This is a genomic window from Paraburkholderia sp., assembly GCF_028283785.1.
Taxonomy (GTDB): Bacteria; Pseudomonadota; Gammaproteobacteria; order Burkholderiales; family Burkholderiaceae; genus Paraburkholderia.
Genome location: NZ_JAPWKB010000011.1, coordinates 44,859 through 65,260, shown reverse-complemented (window position 1 = coordinate 65,260; position 20,402 = coordinate 44,859). Strand labels below are relative to the sequence as shown.

The 20,402-nt window shown below is 64.4% G+C and carries 18 protein-coding genes and 1 pseudogene; 10 read left to right on the top strand and 9 right to left on the bottom strand.

Annotated elements, in window-relative coordinates; all coding sequences use genetic code 11:
• Positions 1–83: 83 nt before the first annotated feature.
• Positions 84–1,784, top strand: a complete 1,701-nt coding sequence (locus tag PW947_RS11500; RefSeq protein WP_299631718.1) for an FAD-dependent oxidoreductase — start codon at positions 84–86, stop codon at positions 1,782–1,784.
• 265 nt (positions 1,785–2,049) lie between these two features.
• Here PW947_RS11500 and PW947_RS11495 read toward each other — a convergent pair whose 3' ends face one another.
• From PW947_RS11495 to PW947_RS11470, 6 genes and pseudogenes are all read right to left on the bottom strand, one after another.
• Positions 2,050–2,904: an IclR family transcriptional regulator gene (locus tag PW947_RS11495; RefSeq protein ID WP_299631717.1), complete on the bottom strand. Its 855-nt coding sequence runs from the start codon at positions 2,902–2,904 to the stop codon at positions 2,050–2,052.
• Between the two features lie 19 nt (positions 2,905–2,923).
• The gene (locus PW947_RS11490) at positions 2,924–3,238 is read right to left on the bottom strand and encodes a hypothetical protein (RefSeq protein WP_299631716.1); all 315 of its coding nucleotides are present in this window, start codon (positions 3,236–3,238) and stop codon (positions 2,924–2,926) included.
• A 113-nt stretch (positions 3,239–3,351) separates the two neighbouring features.
• Positions 3,352–4,185 carry a sugar phosphate isomerase/epimerase gene (locus PW947_RS11485; protein ID WP_299631715.1) on the bottom strand — a complete coding sequence of 278 codons (834 nt, stop codon included), beginning with the start codon at positions 4,183–4,185 and terminating at the stop codon, positions 3,352–3,354.
• Positions 4,186–4,229: 44 nt separating this feature from the next.
• Complete coding sequence (locus PW947_RS11480; RefSeq protein WP_299631713.1) at positions 4,230–4,841, bottom strand: NIPSNAP family protein; 612 nt, start codon at positions 4,839–4,841, stop codon at positions 4,230–4,232.
• Complete coding sequence (locus tag PW947_RS11475; protein ID WP_299631711.1) at positions 4,838–6,589, bottom strand: FAD-dependent oxidoreductase; 1,752 nt, start codon at positions 6,587–6,589, stop codon at positions 4,838–4,840. The genes PW947_RS11480 and PW947_RS11475 overlap by 4 nt, the downstream gene beginning before the upstream one ends.
• 107 nt (positions 6,590–6,696) lie before the next feature.
• Positions 6,697–7,209: pseudogene (locus PW947_RS11470) on the bottom strand (Gfo/Idh/MocA family oxidoreductase); the annotation flags it as partial.
• 320 nt (positions 7,210–7,529) lie between these two features.
• Here PW947_RS11470 and PW947_RS11465 point away from each other — a divergent pair.
• The 4 genes from PW947_RS11465 to PW947_RS11450 all read left to right on the top strand — a co-directional run bounded on the left by PW947_RS11465 (position 7,530) and on the right by PW947_RS11450 (position 9,741).
• Positions 7,530–7,832, top strand: a complete 303-nt coding sequence (locus PW947_RS11465) for a metalloregulator ArsR/SmtB family transcription factor (protein WP_299631709.1) — start codon at positions 7,530–7,532, stop codon at positions 7,830–7,832.
• An 87-nt stretch (positions 7,833–7,919) separates the two neighbouring features.
• Positions 7,920–8,981: an alkene reductase gene (locus tag PW947_RS11460; protein ID WP_299631708.1), complete on the top strand. Its 1,062-nt coding sequence runs from the start codon at positions 7,920–7,922 to the stop codon at positions 8,979–8,981.
• Between the two features lie 162 nt (positions 8,982–9,143).
• Positions 9,144–9,560 carry a hypothetical protein gene (locus tag PW947_RS11455; RefSeq protein ID WP_299631707.1) on the top strand — a complete coding sequence of 139 codons (417 nt, stop codon included), beginning with the start codon at positions 9,144–9,146 and terminating at the stop codon, positions 9,558–9,560.
• Between the two features lie 49 nt (positions 9,561–9,609).
• Positions 9,610–9,741, top strand: coding sequence for a hypothetical protein (locus tag PW947_RS11450; protein WP_299631705.1), 132 nt, complete (start codon positions 9,610–9,612; stop codon positions 9,739–9,741).
• Positions 9,742–9,779: 38 nt separating this feature from the next.
• Here the strand turns inward: PW947_RS11450 and PW947_RS11445 are convergent, their stop codons facing one another.
• On the bottom strand, positions 9,780–10,364 hold the full coding sequence (locus tag PW947_RS11445; protein ID WP_299631703.1) for a GNAT family N-acetyltransferase: 585 nt from the start codon (positions 10,362–10,364) through the stop codon (positions 9,780–9,782).
• A 116-nt stretch (positions 10,365–10,480) separates the two neighbouring features.
• On the opposite strand from PW947_RS11445, the gene PW947_RS11440 reads away from it, so the two are divergent.
• On the top strand, positions 10,481–11,131 hold the full coding sequence (locus tag PW947_RS11440) for a VTT domain-containing protein (RefSeq protein ID WP_299631702.1): 651 nt from the start codon (positions 10,481–10,483) through the stop codon (positions 11,129–11,131).
• A gap of 14 nt (positions 11,132–11,145) precedes the next feature.
• On the opposite strand, the gene PW947_RS11435 is transcribed toward PW947_RS11440, so the two are convergent.
• A complete protein-coding gene (locus PW947_RS11435; protein WP_299631701.1) occupies positions 11,146–13,455 on the bottom strand; it encodes a bifunctional diguanylate cyclase/phosphodiesterase in 2,310 nt (769 codons plus the stop codon).
• A gap of 159 nt (positions 13,456–13,614) precedes the next feature.
• Positions 13,615–14,844 (bottom strand): GGDEF domain-containing protein, encoded by a 1,230-nt coding sequence (locus PW947_RS11430; protein ID WP_299631700.1) that lies wholly within the window; start codon positions 14,842–14,844, stop codon positions 13,615–13,617.
• Between the two features lie 694 nt (positions 14,845–15,538).
• Between PW947_RS11430 and bcsD the strand changes: the two genes are divergently transcribed.
• The 4 genes from bcsD (at position 15,539) to bcsA (ending at position 20,321) form a co-directional block, all read left to right on the top strand.
• Positions 15,539–15,994 (top strand): cellulose biosynthesis protein BcsD, encoded by a 456-nt coding sequence (bcsD, locus tag PW947_RS11425; protein WP_299631698.1) that lies wholly within the window; start codon positions 15,539–15,541, stop codon positions 15,992–15,994.
• 102 nt (positions 15,995–16,096) lie between these two features.
• Complete coding sequence (bcsP, locus tag PW947_RS11420) at positions 16,097–17,311, top strand: cellulose biosynthesis protein BcsP (protein ID WP_299631696.1); 1,215 nt, start codon at positions 16,097–16,099, stop codon at positions 17,309–17,311.
• Positions 17,308–18,096, top strand: a complete 789-nt coding sequence (bcsQ, locus tag PW947_RS11415) for a cellulose biosynthesis protein BcsQ (protein ID WP_299631694.1) — start codon at positions 17,308–17,310, stop codon at positions 18,094–18,096. The genes bcsP and bcsQ overlap by 4 nt, the downstream gene beginning before the upstream one ends.
• Complete coding sequence (bcsA, locus tag PW947_RS11410) at positions 18,093–20,321, top strand: UDP-forming cellulose synthase catalytic subunit (protein WP_299631693.1); 2,229 nt, start codon at positions 18,093–18,095, stop codon at positions 20,319–20,321. The genes bcsQ and bcsA overlap by 4 nt, the downstream gene beginning before the upstream one ends.
• Positions 20,322–20,402 lie beyond the last annotated feature (81 nt).

The following is a 20,402-nucleotide window of genomic DNA, read 5'->3' as shown; positions in this document are numbered from 1 at the left end:
TTTTTGCGTTTTATAGAATACTATTCCACTAAGAAAATTAGTTCTATATATTTCCGTGCGCAGCACAAGGAGACGGCAAAGCGATGGACCAGGCAACGCAAACGCAGTGGGACGAGGAAACCGATCTGCTGGTGTTCGGTGCCGGCGCGGGCGGCATGACCGCTGCGCTGGTGGCACGACAAGAAGGCATCGAGGTGCTCGTATGCGAAAAGACCGACGCGGTGGGCGGCATCACCTCCACCTCCGGCGGTACCACGTGGGTGCCGGGCACGAGCCTGAGCGCGAGCGCCGGTGTGCCTGACAGCGTCGACGACGCGCGGCGCTTCCTCGCCTCGGTGGTCGGCGAGCGGGGCGGCGACGAAGCGCGCGACGCGTTTCTGGAAAGCTGCCCGACCGCAATCGACGAACTCCAGCGCATCAGCGACGTGAAGTTCGTCGCGGCCACGGCCCATCCGGACTACGTGTCGGGGCCGGGCGCCGCGTTCGGCGGTCGCGCGCTGGCGCCGGTCGCATTCGACGGCCGGCTGCTCGGCGACGCGTTCGTCCGCGTGAGACCGCCGCGCAAGGAGTTCATGGGGCTGGGCGGCATGATGGTGGCGCGCACCGATCTCGACGCGCTGCTCGCGCCGTTCGCCTCGAAGAAAAACCTCTCGCGCACGCTGGCCGTCGTGGGCCGCTATATGCTCGACCGGCTGCGCTATCCACGTGGCACGCAACTCGTGATGGGCAATGCGCTGGCGGCGAGACTCTTCTACAGCTTGCGCAAACAGAACGTGGAAGTGCGCTTCGACACGCCGCTGATCGAACTGGTGATCGAGCAAGGCGAAGTCACCGGCGCGGTCGTCGAGCAGAAAGGCGTCGGACGCAAGCGGATTCGCGCGCGGCGCGGCGTGGTGCTGGCCACCGGCGGCATTACCCGTCATCCGGTGTTGCGCAAGCAGCTGTTTCCCGTGGGCGCGCAGCCGTTGTCGCTGTCGCCCGACACGCATACCGGCGACGGCGTCGGCAGTGCGCTGAAGATCAACGCGCAGCTCAACGATGGCCACGACAGCCCCGGTCTCTGGATGCCCTGCTCGATCCTGCGCTCGGGCAACGGCCAGGACGCCGTGTGGCCGCACATCATTCTCGATCGGGCGAAACCCGGACTGATTGCGGTGAACCGCCGCGGCGAGCGCTTCGTCAACGAGTCGGACTCGTATCACGACTTCGTGATGGGGATGTTGCGCGACGCGAAGGGCGACAGCGTGCCCGCTCATCTGATCGTGGACGCGGCGTTCATTCGCGATTACGGCCTCGGACTGCTGATGCGCGATCGAAGCCGTAGTCGCATCGCCCGTTTCGAAAAGGCGGGCTACCTGATCAAAGGCGCGACACTGGCCGAACTGGCTACGAAACTGGGTGTCGATCCAGCGGGACTCGAACGCACGGTCGCCCGCTATAACCGCGACGCGATAAAGGGTGAAGACCCGGCGTTTCATCGCGGCGCGAGCCCGATGAACCGGTTCAACGGCGACGCCTCGCAGAAGCCCAATCCCTGCATCCGTCCGATCGGCGCCGGCCCGTACTATGCGGTGACGGTGTGGCCTGCCGACCTCGCCTGTAGCGCGGGGCTGGCGGGCAACGCCAACGGCCAGGTGCTCGATAACGATGGTCACGTGATACCGGGCCTGTACGCATGCGGCAACGACCTCGCATCGATCTTTCGCGGCACTTATCCAGGCCCCGGGACCACGCTCGGCCCCGCGCTCGTTTTCGGCTGGCGGATCGCCAAATATGTAGCCTAGGCCACGGGAGATCGGCCCGAGTCAACGCAGTCTGAATCGAGCGCGCCGGATCGGCGGGCGACTGCCTGAATTCCGTCGCGGGTACTGGGAGAACGTGAGTTGCGGGCGCCTCGACGGCGCCCGTTTTTTCACGTGTTTTCGGCGCGTGTACGGCCGTTGTTCGATGCAGCGAGACGTGCGGCGAACGCCGTCACGGAACAGATGCCTGCGCGAGCGCTAAGCCACGGATGCTTGAGCCGGACGGGCAAGTCCGGCACACCCGCGATCAGGCCGCCTTGGGCCGGCCCTTGCGTTTCGCCACGACGGGCTGCACGTTGGTCACGACCGGCGCAACTTTCAGGCTGCGCTTGAAATACGGCGAGCTGAGCGTGGCCGCGCTCATATCCGACACGGCTTCGAGCAGCGCAGGCGCAAGCGCCTTCAAACGCGCCTCCGGCAGACGGCTCGTCGGTCCGGCGAGACTCACCACGCCGACCGCCAGCCCCGTGACCGGATGACGGACCACGGCGGCCATCGACGTCATTCCCACCTCGTACGTGTCGCTCGCGACGCCGTAGCCGCGTTTGCGTGCGCCCGCCAGATCCTGCAGGAACTGCTGGATCGACTTCGGCGCGCGCGGCCCGGTCTGCCCTGCCTTGGCGATTCCGCCTTGGCGCGACACCAGTTCGAGCGCTTCCTCGTCGCTCATCGTCGACAGCCATGCCTGTCCGCTCGCGGTGCAATGCAGCGGCGGCTGGCTGCCCATGTCCGGGTCGTATCGCAAACCGGATTTGGCGCCCTGCGCCTTGCCGACAAACGTGATGTGATCGTCCTCGACCACGCCGAGCCGCGCCAGTTCGCCCGACGCCGTAGCGAGCCGGTCGAGTACGGGTTGCGAGATATCGAGCACGCCGCCCGTGGACAGCCAGATCAATGCCAGCGACACGAGCTTCAGCGCGAGCACGTACTCGCCATGATCGTCCTGCCGCACAAAACCTTGTTCGCTGAGTTCGGCCAGCAGGCGATGAGTTCCGCTACGCGGGATGTTCAGCGTGTCGGCGATCGCGGCCAGTTGCATGCTGCCGCCCTGCTTTGCCAGCAATTCGATGATCGCCAGCGCCCGCTCGAGATTCCCCGCCATATTCCACTCTCAGTTCGACTTAGATACCGAATGAGAACACGATTCCACATCGGAATTCAAGCGACCCGCATCCCGATGTGGCCCGCGCGTCCGCCTGGTGGCGGGCGGTCTCGACCCGCAGCACGGGACTGCGATGTCGCGCGCCCTTCAGCAGCACCGCGGCGGCGCCTACCGCAGCGGGAATCGCGAGCGCCGTGAACACCTCGCCGAAGCCCCAGTTCGCGTGCAGCATGCCCGCGCCCAGCGCGCCGAATGCGAGACCGAGCAGCTTTTGCTCGTCGATCGCACGCGCCGCCCGCGCGTCGGGCACGGCGGCGTTGAATGAAACCTTCATGGGTTGTCTCCGGATCGTTTTTTGTTGTTACCGACGACGAACGGCAGTTCGCGCCCCGTCTTGCGCGGGGCGTTGGCGCGAACTGCGAATGGGTCACGCGTGAAGCGCGCGCGTCAGCGGGCCGCGTAGGTTTGCGCCAGCACAGCGAGGGTCGCCTCGCGCAGCTTGCGGGCGCGTTCGAGCGCCGGCGCGGTCTTCGCCCAATGTTCGGTCGGCACCTCGATGCTGAGCGGCAGATGATCGGGCAGCGCACGCAGAATAGCGGCGAGGTCGATCCCGCCCTCGCCCGGAATCATCCGCTCGCAGCGCGCCTGGAAAAGCAGCGTATCGAGGTCGACCGGACGCTCGGCGGGTGCATCGCAAAACTGCACGTAACCGAAGTATTCGCGCGGTAACGCCGCGAGTTCTTCGATCGACGACCCGGCGCGGTCGAAGTGAATCGGATCGATGATAAGACCGGTGTTACTGCAGCCCGCCGCCTTGACGATACGCGCGCCCTGCGTGATGTCCTTCGCGTCGGTCCACGGCATCGGTTCGAGCGACGGCGACAATCCCAGCGGCTTCGCAAGCTCGCAGAGTTGCGCGAGCCGGTCCGCGGTGCGCGCTTCGTCGGGATCGTTGCCGGCCACCAGCACGTAGCGGGCACCGAGTTCCGCACCGGTTTCGAGCATCGGCGTGTAGTCGGCGACATTCGTCTCCGGCTTCAGACGCAGAATCTCGACGTCGAGCACCTTGATGCCGGTATCGCGCAAGCGCGCAAGCGTCTCGCGTCTCAACGGCGTATCGCCGACGATCTCATGCCGCACTTCGTGATCGGTGGCAGGCAACAGGCGCAGCCCGACATAGTCGTAGCCGGCCTGCGCGGCGCACTCGACCATCTGCGGCGGCGTCAGTTCGAGCGCCGTCAAAGCCGAGAGGGAGAGCGGCCGCGTGTTGTGCTGTGTCATGTCGTTTCCTTGAATCCGGTTATTCGTTCCAGCGTGCTTCGCGCTCAACGCAGCGGCGAAAACGGCGCGGGCACGCAGATCGTCGATTCCATCGTCGTCAGATGCGCGGGGCCGCCCTTGGGCGGCCAGATGCCGTCCTTCACCGCTTCGGCGCGAATCCGCGAACGCTCATCGACGCTCGCGTACGGCCAGATGTTCAGAAAGCGCGGCACGGCGCCGTCGAGCGAATACATCGCACCGATGAGCGGCGAGCGCGCGGTGCGTTCCGGCAACGCCTTTTCCCATGCGTCGATCGTGTGCTGCAGGCTCGCGAGTTTCGTTCCGTAGACCCGCATTTCATAGATGCCGCCGTGCACGGCGGGTTCGACAGGCGGCAGGAACGGGAACAGCGAATAGCTGTCGATCTTCACGTCGGTGACGAACTCTCCACAGCCGAGCGGATTGCCTTCGAGCAGCATGCGCTTGCGCTCGGTGACCAGCGCGGCTTCCGATTCGAAACCGCGCAACACCAGCACTTGCCCGAGCGTACCGATATCGGAATACCAGCAGCCGAGCAATCGCGAACCAGGTTGATCGCCGCTTGCCTTGATGCTTTCGAACACCTGCGCATTCGCGCCGATTTTCACGGTCAGTGTCACTACGTCATAGAGCGTCATTGCATATGTCCTTGTACGTGATTTAAAAAGTCCGCTGCCGCATCCGCTCGTGCGGCGCCGGCCAGCGTAAGTCCCGCGATGTAACCGAAGGTCATCGCCGGACCGAGCGTGATGCCGCCCGCCGGATAGCAGCCGCCCATCATGCTGGCGCTGTCGTTGCCCGTCGCGTATAGACCGGCGATGGGCCGACGGTCGCTGTCGAGGACGCGCGCGGCGGCATCGGTCGCCAGCCCGGCGAAAGTGCCGAGGCTGCCGGGAAGCAGTTTGACTGCGTAGAACGGCCCGTTTTCGAGCGGCGCGACGCACGGATTCGGTGTGTGTCGTGGGTCGCCCTGCACGCGGTTGTACGGCGTGGCGCCGCGATGAAACTGCGGGTCCAGTCCGTGTTTCGCGTGGAGGTTGTAGGCCGCCACCGTGTCGGTGAGACCTTGCGGATCGATACCGCATTGCACGGCGAGTTCAGCGAGACTCCCCGCGCGCTTCAGATACCCGGAACGCCGATACGAACCGGTCGAAAATGGAAACGGCTTTGACACGCCCAGGCCATAGCGGCGCTGGAACCGGTGGTCGCAGATCAGCCAAGCGCACACTTCTTCGCGTTGCGGCGTCGCGTCGAACAGCGCGCTCATCAGGTCGTAATACGACGAGGCCTCATTACCGAAGCGCTTACCCGCGCGCGTGACCGCGATCACGCCCGGCTTGGCGCGCTCGACCAGATGCGGGAACGCAACCGGTGGCGCGTTGTTTTGTTGCGGCACGAGCGACACCGGCGCCCACGCGGCGGGCGCGCTTAGCGCGGCATCGAAATGACCGCCGACCGCCTCGCCGAGGCGGATGCCGTCGCCGGTATTGGACGACGGTGCGGCCGACCAATGCTCGACGCCCGACGGCGTGTAATCGAAGGTTCGCGCACGGCGCGCCACGTCATGCGGATAGCCTCCGCAGGCCAGCACCACACCGCGCGCGGCCCGCACTTCCTTGACGACACCATCCATCTCGATGTGCGCGCCCACCACGCGCCCGGCTTCGTAAATCAGACTCACGGCTTTTGCATTTGCGCGCAGATCGACGTCGTGATCCGCAGCCGACTTCAGCAAACGCGCGACCAGCGCGTGACCGTTGACCAGATGCATCGAGCGTCCATAGCGAAGCGTATGCAGCGCGAACGTCGTCAATCTTCGCGCGACATGCAGCGCGGAACGCAGCGACCGTGTCGCGTTGAAGAAATGAGCGAGATCGGCGCCGGACGCGATCGCCATACCCTTGAGCGTGGTCTCGCGAAGCGGCGGCCGCAGCGTGTCGATCAGCGCGCCCAGTTCACGACCGTCGAATGGCATCGCGGAGATCGAGCGGCCGCCGGTTCCCGCGCCTTCCGACGTGTGAAAGTCCGGAATCCAGTTGCCATCGACGAAACGCGTCGACGTATTGCGCTCGAAAAACTCGACCATCTGCGGACCGTGGTTCAGCAACGCGCGGGTCTTTGCCGCGTCGAAATGCGGGCCAAGCTCGTTGCGCAGATAGGTGCGCGGCGCGTCGATGTCTTCATGGATGCCGGCGCGCACGGCGAGCGGATTGCCGGGTATCCACATCCAGCCGCCGGACCACGCCGTCGTGCCGCCGAACACCGCCTCCTTTTCCGCGACGATGACCCGCAACCCTCGCACGGCGGCGGTGACCGCCGTGGCGAGGCCACCTGCGCCAGAGCCCAGTACCAGCACATCACATTCGAGCATCGGTTCGCGCTTCATTGCCAATCCGCTTCATCCTGAGGGTGACATCCAGCTTTGTTGAATACTATTCCATTTTACTATTTTATTCAAACACGGCTTAACCCTTAGAGTCCGGTTGAAACGTATCAAAGCGCCGGTGCGACCCGTGCGCCCGCCGCCACCGCGCGATGCACGGCAAACGTCGCGGCCAGCGTGCGTGCCGCGTCCTCGCCTGAACAGATCGGGGTTTCGTTGCCCGCCATCACCTCCGCGAAATGGCGCAACTGCTCCGCGTAGGGGTCGCCGCTGTGCGGCGTGGTGCGCTCGTGCGTCAGTGGTTCGTGCCAGCCTTTGCCGCTGCGATATTCCCAGACGTCGAGTTGCGGCAACGTGAGCGATGCATCCGTGCCAGACACGAAATGCGTGTTCACCTGCTGACGCGGATAGTGCGCCGCCTCGCCCGCGGCGAGGTCCCAGTTCCATGGCGACGCCGCGCAATCGGACACGGCCAGCGTGCCGAGCGCGCCATTCGCGAATCGCAGGATCACGGCGGCGGTGTCCTCGACTTCGAAGCCCCGCACTGCGTTGGACGTCAGCGCCTGCACATCGACGATATCGCCGAGCAGAAAACGCATCATGTCGATGTCGTGAATCAGCGAGTGCGCCGCATCCCGGCCCGCGATCCGCGATCCATTAACCGCGACGTGGCAACCTTTGTCGATGCCGCCGCCGTCGCCGCAGCCAGGCGGTAATGCGTGCCCCGAGCTTCTCGCTGCTGTCCGGTGCCCGGCCGGCGTGGCGCTGACCCAATCCGCTACCAACCATGCGTCGTTCACGGCCGGCACCTATCGCCCCCATTGACGGTGGGGCTTTGAGCATATCGTAGAATTACGATATATACTTCGAACCGAAGCGATGCAGCACGCCGGACAACGGTCCCGCGGTTGCGTCGCCGGTCATTCATGCACGGAAGCAACTGATGACGATCGACATCGACGCGATCCACAAGGCACTTGCCAACCCTATCCGCCGCGAGATTCTGGCGCGGCTGAAAGAGCCGCATCTGCATTTCGCCGACCAGGAATTGCCGCTGGACCACGGTGTCTGCGCGGGCAAATTCGACACGTTCTGTGGGCTCTCGCAGTCCACGGTATCCGCGCATCTCGCCGCGCTGCAGCGCGCGGGGCTCGTGACGTCGAAAAAGGTCGGCCAGTGGGTGTTTTTCAAGCGCAACGAAACCGTCATCCACGCGTTTCTCGAACACATGAAAGCGGATCTGTAATCCGCAGCGGGAAGCTGCGTCATCCGCGTCCTATTACGCTTTGTCACTCATCGCGGGCCGTGCGCCCGCCAGGAAAGGTGAACTGTTATGCCGACTCTTTTTGACCCGCTTCAGGCTGGTGAACTCTCGCTGTCGAACCGCATCGTCATGGCGCCGCTGACCCGTCAGCGCGCCGGCGACATCCGCGTGCCGAACGCATTGATGGCCCGTTACTACGCGGAACGCGCGTCGGCGGGGTTGATCATCAGCGAAGCCACGTCCGTGACGCCGATGGGCGTCGGTTATGCGGAAACGCCCGGCATCTGGTCGCAGGAGCAGGTCGAAGGCTGGAAACAGGTGACGGAGGCTGTTCACGCGGCCGGCGGCAAGATCGTGCTGCAACTGTGGCACGTGGGCCGCATTTCGGATCCGGTGTTCCTCGACGGCGAATTGCCGGTCGCACCGAGCGCGATCGCAGCAGGCGGCAACGTCAGCCTCGTGCGTCCGCAACGGGCATTCGTGACACCGCGTGCGCTCGAACTGCCGGAAATCGCCGGGATCGTCGCGGCATATCGCAAGGGCGCGGAAAACGCGAAGGCGGCCGGTTTCGACGGCGTCGAAGTGCACGGCGCCAACGGCTATCTGCTCGACCAGTTCCTGCAGGACAGCACCAACAAGCGCACCGACATCTACGGCGGCCCGATCGAAAACCGCGCGCGCCTGCTGCTCGAAGTCACCGACGTATGTATCGACGTGTGGGGCGCTGGCCGCGTCGGTGTGCACCTTGCCCCGCGCGGCGACTCGCACACGATGGGCGACTCCGATCTGGCGGGCACGTTCGGCTACGTGGCGCGCGAACTCGGCAAGCGCAAGATCGCGTTTATCGCGGCGCGTGAAGCACTCGGCGACGACCGTCTCGGCCCGCAGCTGAAAGCGGCGTTCGGCGGCGTGTATATCGCCAACGAAAAGTTCACGAAGGCATCGGCGCAACAGGTGCTCGACGCGGGCGAAGCGGATGCTGTCGCGTGGGGCGTGCTGTTTATCGCGAACCCGGATCTGCCGCGCCGCTTCGAACTCGACGCGCCGCTGAACGCGCCGGTTCCGGCAACGTTCTACGCGCGCGGCGAGACGGGTTACGTGGATTACCCGTCGCTGGAAACGGTGGAATAAAGGCCTAAGCAGCCGGTGCAGCAAGACCGGCACATCGGTACACGAAGCCCCCTGGAACCGTGAGGTTCCAGGGGGCTTCGTCGTTCTGGACGCCGCTGCCCGACACAGCGTTGGCCATCCGGCCAGCTGTCGCGCAGCGATCCGCGCCGTTAGGATCGGCAGATGAACTTCTTCTTCTGGATCCTGCTCAATCTCGGCGTGCCGCTGCTCGGCCCGATCTTCACGCTCGCGCTCGTCGCGCCGACGCACGGCTTAACATTCGCCAGGAATCTGATCGTCGAATCGATAAAAGACGGTCAACTGCTGTGGTCGACGATCGCGCTGTCCGCCGCCGCAACCTACGAAGCCGTCACGGAACTGGAGAAGCACGGTGTATCAACGTGGCTCGAGCTGGCAGCGGCGTTTTTCTGTTGTCTCGCGTTCATGGCGTCGACGATCGTGATGACGGAAACGATGAAGCCGCACCTTCGCCGCACCCGACGATCCGCAACCCGAACTCGCGCAGTGACGTCGATCTCCATTTTTTTGACAGCCGTGGTTGCTATCCTGTTCGCTACGTTGCACTACCACACGAGCTAAACCCGGCGCTTCGATCGACGCGCCTTTTCAACGCCAAGGAGTCTTCACCATGGAGAAGTTTCATTATTTCATCGAGTCGGGACAGTGCTTTCGCTGGATCGCGGTTCCGGGATCCCTGATCTTCGGTACGCTCTCGCTCGTGTTGTCGGCCATGATGTGGATCGATATCGCCACGCGTTAAACGGCGTATGCATGGTTCGCGAAAACGCCCGTCGCAACTCACGCTGCATCGGGCTCGTTTAGCACTTTCACCATGAAAACGCGCTTCGACACATCGAGCCCTTGCGCCGCATGCCGCTTGCGGCGCGCCATCATGTCGGCGTCGAGCTGCGCGTCGTCGAGCGTCGCAAAGCCCAGTCGCCGATAGTAAGGCGCGTTCCACGGCACGTCGCGAAACGTCGATAGCACGAGCCGGCCCGTTCCTTCGGCGCACGCGCGTTCCGCCACCCGTTCGATCAGCAACGCGCCAATTCCACGACCTGCCCACGCGGTCAGCACATCCAGTTCTTCGATATAGATCCGGGCATCGTCCGGCACATGGTCCGACGCAGGGTTCGAGCCCTCGCCCGACACGCGCGCGAACATCACGAAACCGCCGACCCGCCCCGCGTCGTCGACAGCCACGATCACCTGCGCCGCATCGATCCGCCGACGCACGAAGTCTTCGTCCATCGGCGGCGCAGTGGCGATGCCGGTCATGCCGACATCGACAAACCGTTGCGCCGCGTCGTATTCGACATCGCGCACCGTCTGCACATCGCGTGGTCCGGCAATCCGGAAGCTCACGCCGAAAGCCTGCTGCATACGCCGTCCCTCCTGTCCAGACGCATCGAATTCCGTCGAAAATCACGCGCCGCCCGTCCACGCGACTACACTGCGCGAACGCTTGCCACCGCCCCTCTTAACCGGACCACGCCGCGATGGATCTGATGCACGTCCTGCAAACCGCGCTGCACTTCGACCGCCACCTCGGCGGGCTGATCGCCGAATACGGTACAGCCGTCTACGCGATGCTGTTCGCGATCATCTTCGTCGAAATCGCTTTTCTGCCGCTGTTTTTCCTGCCCGGCGATCCATTGATTTTCCTGTGCGGCGCGTTCGCCGCGACCGGCGCGCTCGATCTATGGGCGGTGATTCCCGTTCTGTTCGCGGCCACGGTCGCGGGCAGTCTGGTCGATTATGCGATCGGGCGGGCAATCGGCGCGAAGGTCTACACCGCGAACTACCGGTGGCTCGACAAGCAGGCACTGCGTCGCGCGCATGCGTTTTACGAAGCGCGCGGCGGTTTGACGTTTCTGGTGTCGCCGTTTCTCGCTGTCGTGCGCACGTTTGCGCCGTTCGCTGCGGGCGTTTCGCGGATGTCGGTTGCACGGTTCGTGCCGTTCGTGGCGGCGGGCGCGGCGTTGTGGATCGTGTCGCTGACTGTGGCCGGCTATCTGTTCGGCAACGTGCCGCTGGTGCGCGATCATATGAGCGAAATCATGCTGGCCGGCGTCGCCGTCGGTGCGGGCTCGCTGTTGATCGGCGCAATCTGGCGCGTGCTGTTCCGTCGCGGCAAATCGCAAGTCTGAGCGGCGTCAGCGTGTCAATCGCTGGCGGGCCACGGCAGATCCGGCGACGACCAGTCGAGTTCGGTGCCGAGCACCGAACGCTGGCCGCCCGACTGGATCGCCACCGTCACCGCGACGCACGGCCGCCCGCTGGCCAGCGACAGATAAGGATTGCTCGCCACCGGCACGCCCGGCAACAACACCGCATTGCGGAAATACGGCCGGTGGTCCCAGCGCGCATCGCGCGGATCGGACACCGGATACAGCGAATCCGCACGCTCGGTGTACCCGACGCCCGCCACTTCGCCGCCAATCTGCCGCCCGGTATCGTCGAGGATAAAACAGCTGACGCAGCGCGGAAGCTTGGCCAGCGTCGCAAACGCGCGCTCCATCGTCGCGCCGCCCATCAACGCGTTGGCGGCGGCGCTCAACGCGTCGCGATACGGCCGCACTTCCATTTCGAACAACGCATGCTGCTGCGCGCGGCCTTGCGCAATCGCATCGAACGCAAGGTCGATCTGACGATGCATCGAGTCGGGCGGGGTCACTTCCGGCGACGGCCGGCCGAGCAGATAGCCTTGCGCGAAATCCACATTCGATTCGATGGCGAGGATCAGTTCCTCGGTGGTTTCGACGCCTTCCACCACCACCAGCATCCCGGCCTGATGCAGCAGCGAAACCAGCTTGGGCAAGATCGGCTGTTGCGCGCCCGGACTCGTCGCGCGAATCAGTTCGCCGTCGAGCTTCACCAGATCGGGCTTGATCCGGAACAGCCGATCCAGGTTCGACTGACCCGCGCCGAAATCGTCGACGGCGATCAGGAAGCCCAACTCGCGATACCGCGCCGCCGCCCGCGACATGTCGTCGACGCTGCCGCCGTGCGACTCCAGAATCTCCAGAATCACGCGCTCCGGTTCGAGACCGGCTTCGCGTACCAGCATCGCCAGTTCGTCCGCGTAACCGTGCGCGACGAAGGTGGCAGGCAGGATATTCAGAAACAGCCATGCATCGTCGGGAATCGCGCGGCGCGCGTTCGCGAGATGCACTGCGTGACTGACGCGGTCGAGCGCGCCCTCGTCGCTGAGCAGACGCGGCGCGAACAGCACCACCGGCGGCACGGTCGAGCCGTCGGCGAGTTCGCCGCGCAGCAAGGCCTCGAAGCCGACCTGCTTCTGATGCGACAGGCTGTACAGCGGCTGAAAATGCGACACGAGGTAATAGTCCTGCCAACGCTGCCGAACCGCCTGCGCACCGGTCGGTGCCGGCGCTATCTCCACCGGCATTGCGCGCTCCGCGCAGACGCGGTTGCGGCCCGACTGCTTCGCGCGCAACAACGCCTCGTCGGCGCGATCGAGCAAGGACAGAATGCTTTCGCCCGGACGATGTTCGGCGACGCCGAAGCTCGCCGACAGAAAGCCGTCCGGCCGCGCGATCGTCGTGATGGCGGAGCGCAACTGTTCTGCGAGCGCGACCGCGTCCGCGAGACCGGCCGGCCGCAGGACCGCGAACTCTTCTCCGCCGATCCGGCTGACGGAATCGTGCGCGGCGCTCTGCTCCATCAAGACCTGCGCGACCTGGAACAGCGCCTGGTCGCCCATCGCGTGCCCAAAACGGTCGTTCAGCGATTTGAAGTGATCGATATCGACGAAAATCGCGCTGGTCCGCGCGTTGGATTTCAGCGAGTCGAGCCTGCGCTCCGCCTGTTCGACGAACGCGCGACGGTTTTGCAGGCCGGTCAAAGGATCGGTGGCGGCGAGTTGGGTCAGCTGGTTTTCGAGCAGGTAATGACCGCGCCGGAACCAGTAGAAACCGAAATGAAAGACAGCGGCGGTCGGTACGCCGATCATCGCCCACATCCAAGATACGATCTGGACATCGCGCGGATGCGGCTCGCCGAGCAGGAGCGGCAAACCGGCCGCGTACCAGATCAGCGTGCCGATAAAGAAGTGAACCGGCGTGAGCCACAGCGGCGCGGCGCACACCGGAATCACGATCACCGCGGGCAGCGTCCACAGCAGCGGATCGCTGACACCCACGACATTCAGCGCGACGCCGCCGAGCAGCACCATCATGTAAGCCACGCCGATCGCGCCGAATTGGGTCGGCGTGTTGGTGCGCGGCAGCGCGACGACCAGCAGCGCGAGCGCGACCGCGCAGGCGAGCCGGAACACGAGCGGCGACGTCGGCCCGGACACGAAACTGCGCATCACAACGAAAGTCAGGAACGCGACGACGGTAAACGCCATCGTTACCGTCGATAACGGGCGCTGATGCTCCAGCGAGCGCCGATGGAATCCATCCCGGAACCCGGCGTCGGACAGACTATGCGGCGTGGTCGAAAGCATAGAAGTAGGTTTGGGCGTTATCGCGGCACTCCGTCATTGCCTTTAACGGCAATCGACGCGTGAAATTGAAGGCCGATCTTCGCTTATTTTTTCAAACTCTTCGATGTCGCAGTATTTAATCTTTATCGATTACCGCTAAATGACCTGCGAGTCGCGCATTCACGCTGCCGGCATATCTTCGCGATTCAGGTTGATTACACCGCTATCGAGCGGCCGGTCGTTGCCCGCGCAACGGTCGCCCGACGGCATCGCCGCGATCACGCGGTTGCGGCCGGACGCCTTGGCGACGTACAGCGCGGCGTCGGCGCGGGCCATCAATACGGATAAGGTATCTCCGCCGCGATATTCATCGACGCCGACGCTGAAGGTATAAGCCGCGACGCCCGGCAATGGCTGCTCCAGCGCCGATAGTTGCTCTTGCAACCGTTCCAGCACCGCGACCGCCTCGCGCAGATCCGTTGCCGGGCAGATCACGCCGAACTCCTCGCCGCCCAGCCGGCCGAACAGATCGTCCGGCCGCAAATGGCTTTCGACGAACGCCGTGAAGTGCCGCAACACGCTGTCGCCGACCGCGTGGCCGTGCGTGTCGTTGATCGACTTGAAGCGATCGATATCGATGATCGCCAGCGACAGCGGGCGCTGCGCCCGCGCCGCCGTCGAGAGCGCCGCCTGCGCCCGCGCGAGAAACGCGCGTCGCGCCAGCGAACCGGTTAGGTCGTCGATATTCGCGAGCGTTTCGAGACGCGTCGCCATGCGGTCATGCGCCAGCATCACGCTGCCGATCGTCATGCACGGCAGCGCCAGAATGCCGATCGCGAGAAAGGCGATATTGAGCGGCGTCGCCTGCAACAGACTGTGCTGATCCATCTGGCCGAAGCCGTACATCGCGCCGCGCGCCAGATGCCCGATGCAGAACAGCACGCTCGACACGATCAGGAAGTAATAGCTGTAAGCCGATCGCTTCAATGGCCGGCCGCGCCACATCACCCACGCAACCTGCGCATAGATATAGAGGTTGAACGCGGACATCATCGCGACCCGCGCCGCGAAGTCCGGTGACACGTAGGTCCAGTAGATCAGGCCGGCGAGCGTGCCCGCCACGCCCAGATAGACGTCGGCGAGCAGGCGCCGACGGCCCAGAAAGCGATGGCAGCCGTCGAGCATGAACAGCAGCGCGACCGACACCAGCAGGTTCGCGAGCACGATCGAGATCCACGGCGCGATATGACCTTGCCCGGCCACGCACACCACCGCGACGATCGCCACCGCGTTCGCGGCAATCCACCACGCCACGCCCGGGATCGCCGCGCGCAGCAGCGAGCACAGCATCGCGGTCGCCATGACGCCCGACAGCGCGGTCACGAACAGAAGACTGACTGGATTGAGCATGCAAGGCCGGAAATGCGAAGCGCGTATCGGGCAGGAGACTCGATATGCGCACGAAAGAGCACGTGAACACGCGGCGCAAAGAGACGAGCTTACCGGGTTTTTTCTCGATTGGGACACCCAACAATCGGTAAGTATTTCTGAAAGCCGATTAACAACCGCGCTGTCGCCGACGATTAATCCGCAAGCAAACGATTGCGTGATTGATTGGCTTACATCGGCCCATCTATTAAGAATCGGGTTATTCCTTGCATGAACAGGACGTAGATCAAATTGTTACCCAAACGCTAAACCAGGTAATTTTGCGGCCGATAACACAACTATGGATTCAACATTGCGCCGCCCACCACAAGGCTCGCGATGTAAGGAAACGCAGTGCGGGACGTCTTACCGGATATTGACTCGCACCCGGCTCCGATAGCCCGCCAATGCTGCGGCAATGAATTTTGCTGCACCTGCATCCAATCGCCACAATACGTCGTATCTATCCGACAAATAGGAGTAGTCCGATGGTAGCTAAAAATTTCTCTCTTCAGTAGACTTCGCGAAAGGAGGCGACGGTCACTCAAGGCAAGCCACTCAAGTCACCGCCGGGCGCGTGCAACGCGCGCTTTACCTGCACATGCTTCGGATGGCCTGTTTTATGCCTTAGTCGACGTCAGCCATAAAGATTTCAAACGGCCGTCTTTCGGAAAACATGGTCCCAATTCTCGACTACCTGCTTGAACGTCAGATTTCCCCGCAATGGCGCGGCATGCTTACCGCCCTCGCCGAGGAATTCGAGACGCAGATCGGCCACGATGAGTTGCGTCAATTGATGTTCAGGGTAGGTTGCCGCTTTGCCGCAGCGCACGCGCTGCCGCCGGTCGGCTCGACGGCGGAACTCGCCGCCGCGCTGAACCTGTGCTGGCAAGACGCACAATGGGGCTTTGTCGAGCTATCGGACGAACCGGAATACCTCCGCATCGCACACTACTGCGCGCCGCTGCACGCATTCGGCGCTTCGGCGCTCTCCTGGACTCCGGCCTTCCTCGAAGGCGCCTACCAGACCTGGCTCAGCGCGCTCGGCGCGCAAGGCTTGTCGGTGGCGCAGACGAGCGGTTTCGACGAGAACACCGCCATCGAATTCCGGTTGGGCCGTTATCCGGCGTGACCGGAGTGCAGCGATTTTTTACTGGCCAAACGGTGCCCGCCGTACAGCGTACGTACGGACCGGCATCGTGAAGCGGCCATCCCTAGATAAGACGGCGGCATCATGAGTCCTTCGAGCGACATCGAAACACTGTTCGGACATTTCGGCGGCAACGCGTCCGACTACCAGGAAATCGGCCGTGAGAACGACGCCGCGACGGCGCGCACGCGCTGGCCGCTGCTCGTGACGCTCGACCTCAACCGGCAGCAGATTCCCGTCGTCGGCGAACCGGGCGAGCAAGCCGCAGCCGACGCGTCGCGCGCGCAACCCGAAGCAGGCGCCGCCGTGCCGCCGGGTTTCGCCCGTACCGATCCGCATGCGCCGGTCGATCGCAAGAGCGCGCCGCTGTTTGCGCGCTCGCCGCGTCGCGATATGCCGCCTGTCCTGAACTTTAAGAAACCGGAGCCGCTCGTTCAGCGCGGTGCCGCACGTTTCTCGCTCGAACCGCAACTGGCGGCGGTCACGCCGCTCGCGTCGGCGTCCGCCGCATCCACCGATACCGCGTCGCAACTGTCTGCGTCGCAAGCCACACCTCCGGCGCAATCCGCACCGGCAACACTGGTCGCAGCGCCGATAGCGGCCGCCGTGACACCCGCCGTGACACCCGCCGCAACGCCCGCGCAAACCGCCCAAGCGCTGCTCGTCGCGCAAGCCGCGCAAACGGCGCAAGCCGTTCAGGTCGCGCAGATCGCCCAGGCGGCGCAGGCCGCACGCGCGGCGCAAGCGGCACAACCGGCGCAATGGGGCGTTGCTGCGGCTCAACCGACACCGCACGCAGCCCCGCAGCTGCCGTGGATGCAGGCACCCGCTGCGATTCCGGCGACGCATTACGCCGCGCCTGCGCAACCGGCTTTCAATGCGCCGTCGGCATGGTCGCAACCGGTCGTGACGATGACCGATGCAGCCACGCCGTCGTTCGCCGGCGCACCGGCGCGCGGTTTCCCCGCCACCGCACCTGCGGCCGCGCCGATGCCGGCTGCCGCACCCGCGCAGAATCCGCCGTCGATGCTGAGCCGCCTGTTCGGTGGCGGCAACGCCGCACGTCAGGCAGAACCGGCCGCGCCGCTGCAATCGATGTTCGACCGGCTGCGCGCGCCCGCACCGGCCGCCGCACAACCGGTGGCACAACCGACGCCCGGCGCTTACCCGACCGGACCGTTCGGCGCGCCGGTCAGCGGCCCGCGCACATCCGCATCTCACTCCGACCAGGCTGCGAACGGCACGCGCCCCGCAGCGGCTCCGCATTCGTGGCTGGTCAACGGACCGCGACGCCCATGAAAGTCATCACAGTGGTTTCCGCGAAAGGCGGCGTCGGCAAAACCACCCTCGCCGCCAATCTGGCGTCGGTGCTTGCCGCCAGCGGCCGACGCATCATCGCGCTCGACCTCGATCCGCAAAATGCGTTGCGCCTGCACTTCGGCGTGCCGCTGGACAGCATCGACGGACTGTCGCGCGCCACCCTCGCGGGCGACGCCTGGCAATCGGTGATGTTCGACGGGGTGGACGGCGTCACGGTGCTGCCGTACGGCGCCGTGCTCGAAGACGACCGCCGCCGCTTCGAAGCGTATATCGACCACGAACCGTTGTGGCTCGCGCAATCGCTGGCCACGTTGCAACTCGAAGAATCGGACATCGTGATCGTGGATACGCCGCCGGGTTCGTCGGCGTACACGCGCACCGCGTTGTGCGCGGCCAACTTCGCGCTGAACGTCGTGCTCGCCGACGCCGCGTCCTACGCCGCGATTCCGCAAATGGAACGGCTGATTGAAACCTACGCCGCGCCGCGCGCCGATTTCGGCGGCGCCGGGTATGTCGTCAATCAGGTCGATCTGTCGCGCCAGCTCGCCAAAGACGTGCTCAAGGTGTTGCGTCACATGCTGGGCGGCAAGGTCTTCCCCGGCGTGATCCATCAGGACGAAGGCGTCAGCGAGTCGCTGGCTTGCGACACCACGCTGATCCATTACGACCCGCTGAGCCAGGCCGCCGCCGATTTCCGCACCTGCGGCGACTGGCTGCTCGCAGCGATCGACGCGATCCCCGTATCGCCAGGAAAAGTGGCATGAGCACACCGGAAGCTGCCGCACGGCAACCGCTGCGCACCGGCGCCGACGCCGGCGCGCCGTCGCGTCTGGAACGGATGGTCGACTGGCCGGTCTGGGATAGCTGGATCGTCAAGATCGTCGCCACGGTGTTCGCGGTCACCATGCTGTATTTCGTGTTCACCGTGCCGCTGGTGTTCGAACAGCAACTCATTTTCGCGACCGCGTGTTTCGTGGTCGCGATGCTGTTCCGCCGTCTGCAAGGCAACTACACGACGCTGGTGATGATCATGCTGTCGGTGGTGGCGTCCGGGCGTTACATGTTCTGGCGACTGACCACCACCACGCACTGGGAGCATCCGCTCGACATGGCGTGGGGTCTGCTGCTGGTGTTCGCCGAAGTCTATTCGACGCTCGTGTTGCTGCTCGGCTATTTCCAGACCGCGTGGCCGCTGAAGCGCCAGCCGATGCCGTTGCCGCGCTCGCGCGCCGACTGGCCGACCGTCGATGTGTTTATCCCGACGTATAACGAGCCGCTGTCGGTGGTGAAGCCGACCATCTTCGCCGCGCTCGCGCTCGACTATCCGACCGACAAGCTGTCCATCCACGTGCTCGACGACGGCCGCCGTCCCGAGTTCAAGGCATTCTGCGAAGAAGTGGGCGTCAACTGGACGATCCGCACCAACAACTTCCACGCGAAGGCCGGCAATATCAACGCGGCGCTGAAGATCACCCATGGCGAGTACATGGCGATCTTCGACTGCGATCACATTCCGACCCGCTCGTTCCTGCAGATCGGCCTCGGCTGGTTCCTGCGCGACAAGCTGCTGTCGCTGCTGCAAACGCCCCACCACTTTTTCTCCGCCGATCCGTTCGAGCGCAACCTCGGCACGTTCCGCAAGGTGCCGAACGAAGGCGAGCTGTTCTACGGTCTCGTGCAGGACGGCAACGATCTGTGGAACGCGACGTTCTTCTGCGGTTCGTGCGCGCTGCTGCGTCGCACGATGGTCGAGGAGATTGGCGGTATCGCGGTCGAGACCGTGACGGAAGACGCGCACACCGCGTTGAAGCTGCACGGCCTCGGCTACACCACCGCGTATCTGGCGATTCCGCAAGCCGCCGGCCTCGCCACTGAAAGCCTGTCCGGCCACATCGGCCAACGGATTCGCTGGGCGCGCGGCATGACGCAGATTTTCCGGATCGACAATCCGCTCACGAAGAAAGGCCTGAAGCTCGGTCAGCGCTTGTGCTACCTGAACGGGATGATGCACTTCTTCTACGGCATTCCGCGTCTGGTGTTCCTGACCGCGCCGCTGTCGTACCTGCTGTTCGGTGCGCACGTGATCGAAGCCGCCGCCGCGTCGATCGCCATTTACGCGATGCCGCACATGATGCACGCGAGCATCACGAACTCACGGATGCAGCGTCAGTTCCGCCATTCGTTCTGGGCCGAAGTGTACGAATCCGTGCTGGCGTCGTACATCACTGCGCCGACCCTGCTCGCGCTGATCAACCCGAAGCTCGGCAAGTTCAACGTCACGGCCAAGGGCGGCCAGATCGAGAAAGACTATTTCGACTGGTCGATCTCGCGTCCGTATCTGTTCCTGCTGCTGCTGAACCTGCTCGGCTTCGTGGTCGGCGTCGTTCATATCGGGCTGAACTGGCATGTGCGCAGCGAAGTGAACACCACGCTGCTGAACCTCGCGTGGACCGGCTACAACATGCTGATTCTCGGCGCCAGCGTGGCGGCCGCAAGCGAGCGCCGCCAGATTCGCGCAGTGCACCGCGTCGCGATGGTGATGCCGGTGATGCTGAAGTTCAGCACGGGCCGCACGCTCGCCTGCAAGACCATCGATTACTCCGAAGGCGGCGTCGGCGTTGCATTGCCGGAGCAGCTTCAGGTGCCGCTGCACGAGAAAGTGCGGGTGTCGCTGTTCCGCGGCGACGAGGAATACACGTTCCCCGCCACCGTCAGTTTCAGTGCGCCGGGCCGTGTCGGGCTGCGTTTCGAATCGATGTCGCGCGAGCAGGAATACGAGTTCGTGAAGACCACGTTCGCGCGCGCCGATGCCTGGACCGGCTGGGCCGAAGGCCGTCAGCAGGACACGCCGTTGCGCGGGCTGTCGCACGTGCTGCTGGTTGGGGCACGCGGTATCGCCGGGTTGTTCGAGCACCTTTACCACGACGTGCGCGTAGCGATGAAACCGCGCGCGGTCGATGCCAAAAAACGAGAAACCAAGAAAAGCTGATTTATGGGTCACGGTAATGGGAAGCGGCAGGTCGAACTCCGGCACACAGATCGTCTCGACGATGAAAACCGGTCCACTTAT

What these genes read in the sequence shown, in the direction of transcription:
- bcsA (WP_299631693.1), top strand. Translation starts at nt 18,093, where the DNA reads ATGAGCACACCGGAAGCTGCCGCACGGCAACCGCTGCGCACCGGCGCC.
- PW947_RS11440 (WP_299631702.1), top strand. Translation starts at nt 10,481, where the DNA reads ATGGATCTGATGCACGTCCTGCAAACCGCGCTGCACTTCGACCGCCAC.
- PW947_RS11450 (WP_299631705.1), top strand. Translation starts at nt 9,610, where the DNA reads ATGGAGAAGTTTCATTATTTCATCGAGTCGGGACAGTGCTTTCGCTGG.
- PW947_RS11460 (WP_299631708.1), top strand. Translation starts at nt 7,920, where the DNA reads ATGCCGACTCTTTTTGACCCGCTTCAGGCTGGTGAACTCTCGCTGTCG.
- PW947_RS11430 (WP_299631700.1), bottom strand. Translation starts at nt 14,844, where the DNA reads ATGCTCAATCCAGTCAGTCTTCTGTTCGTGACCGCGCTGTCGGGCGTC.
- PW947_RS11480 (WP_299631713.1), bottom strand. Translation starts at nt 4,841, where the DNA reads ATGACGCTCTATGACGTAGTGACACTGACCGTGAAAATCGGCGCGAAT.
- bcsQ (WP_299631694.1), top strand. Translation starts at nt 17,308, where the DNA reads ATGAAAGTCATCACAGTGGTTTCCGCGAAAGGCGGCGTCGGCAAAACC.
- PW947_RS11445 (WP_299631703.1), bottom strand. Translation starts at nt 10,364, where the DNA reads ATGCAGCAGGCTTTCGGCGTGAGCTTCCGGATTGCCGGACCACGCGAT.
- PW947_RS11500 (WP_299631718.1), top strand. Translation starts at nt 84, where the DNA reads ATGGACCAGGCAACGCAAACGCAGTGGGACGAGGAAACCGATCTGCTG.
- bcsD (WP_299631698.1), top strand. Translation starts at nt 15,539, where the DNA reads ATGGTCCCAATTCTCGACTACCTGCTTGAACGTCAGATTTCCCCGCAA.
- PW947_RS11495 (WP_299631717.1), bottom strand. Translation starts at nt 2,904, where the DNA reads ATGGCGGGGAATCTCGAGCGGGCGCTGGCGATCATCGAATTGCTGGCA.
- PW947_RS11475 (WP_299631711.1), bottom strand. Translation starts at nt 6,589, where the DNA reads ATGAAGCGCGAACCGATGCTCGAATGTGATGTGCTGGTACTGGGCTCT.
- PW947_RS11490 (WP_299631716.1), bottom strand. Translation starts at nt 3,238, where the DNA reads ATGAAGGTTTCATTCAACGCCGCCGTGCCCGACGCGCGGGCGGCGCGT.
- PW947_RS11435 (WP_299631701.1), bottom strand. Translation starts at nt 13,455, where the DNA reads ATGCTTTCGACCACGCCGCATAGTCTGTCCGACGCCGGGTTCCGGGAT.
- PW947_RS11455 (WP_299631707.1), top strand. Translation starts at nt 9,144, where the DNA reads ATGAACTTCTTCTTCTGGATCCTGCTCAATCTCGGCGTGCCGCTGCTC.
- PW947_RS11485 (WP_299631715.1), bottom strand. Translation starts at nt 4,185, where the DNA reads ATGACACAGCACAACACGCGGCCGCTCTCCCTCTCGGCTTTGACGGCG.
- PW947_RS11465 (WP_299631709.1), top strand. Translation starts at nt 7,530, where the DNA reads ATGACGATCGACATCGACGCGATCCACAAGGCACTTGCCAACCCTATC.
- bcsP (WP_299631696.1), top strand. Translation starts at nt 16,097, where the DNA reads ATGAGTCCTTCGAGCGACATCGAAACACTGTTCGGACATTTCGGCGGC.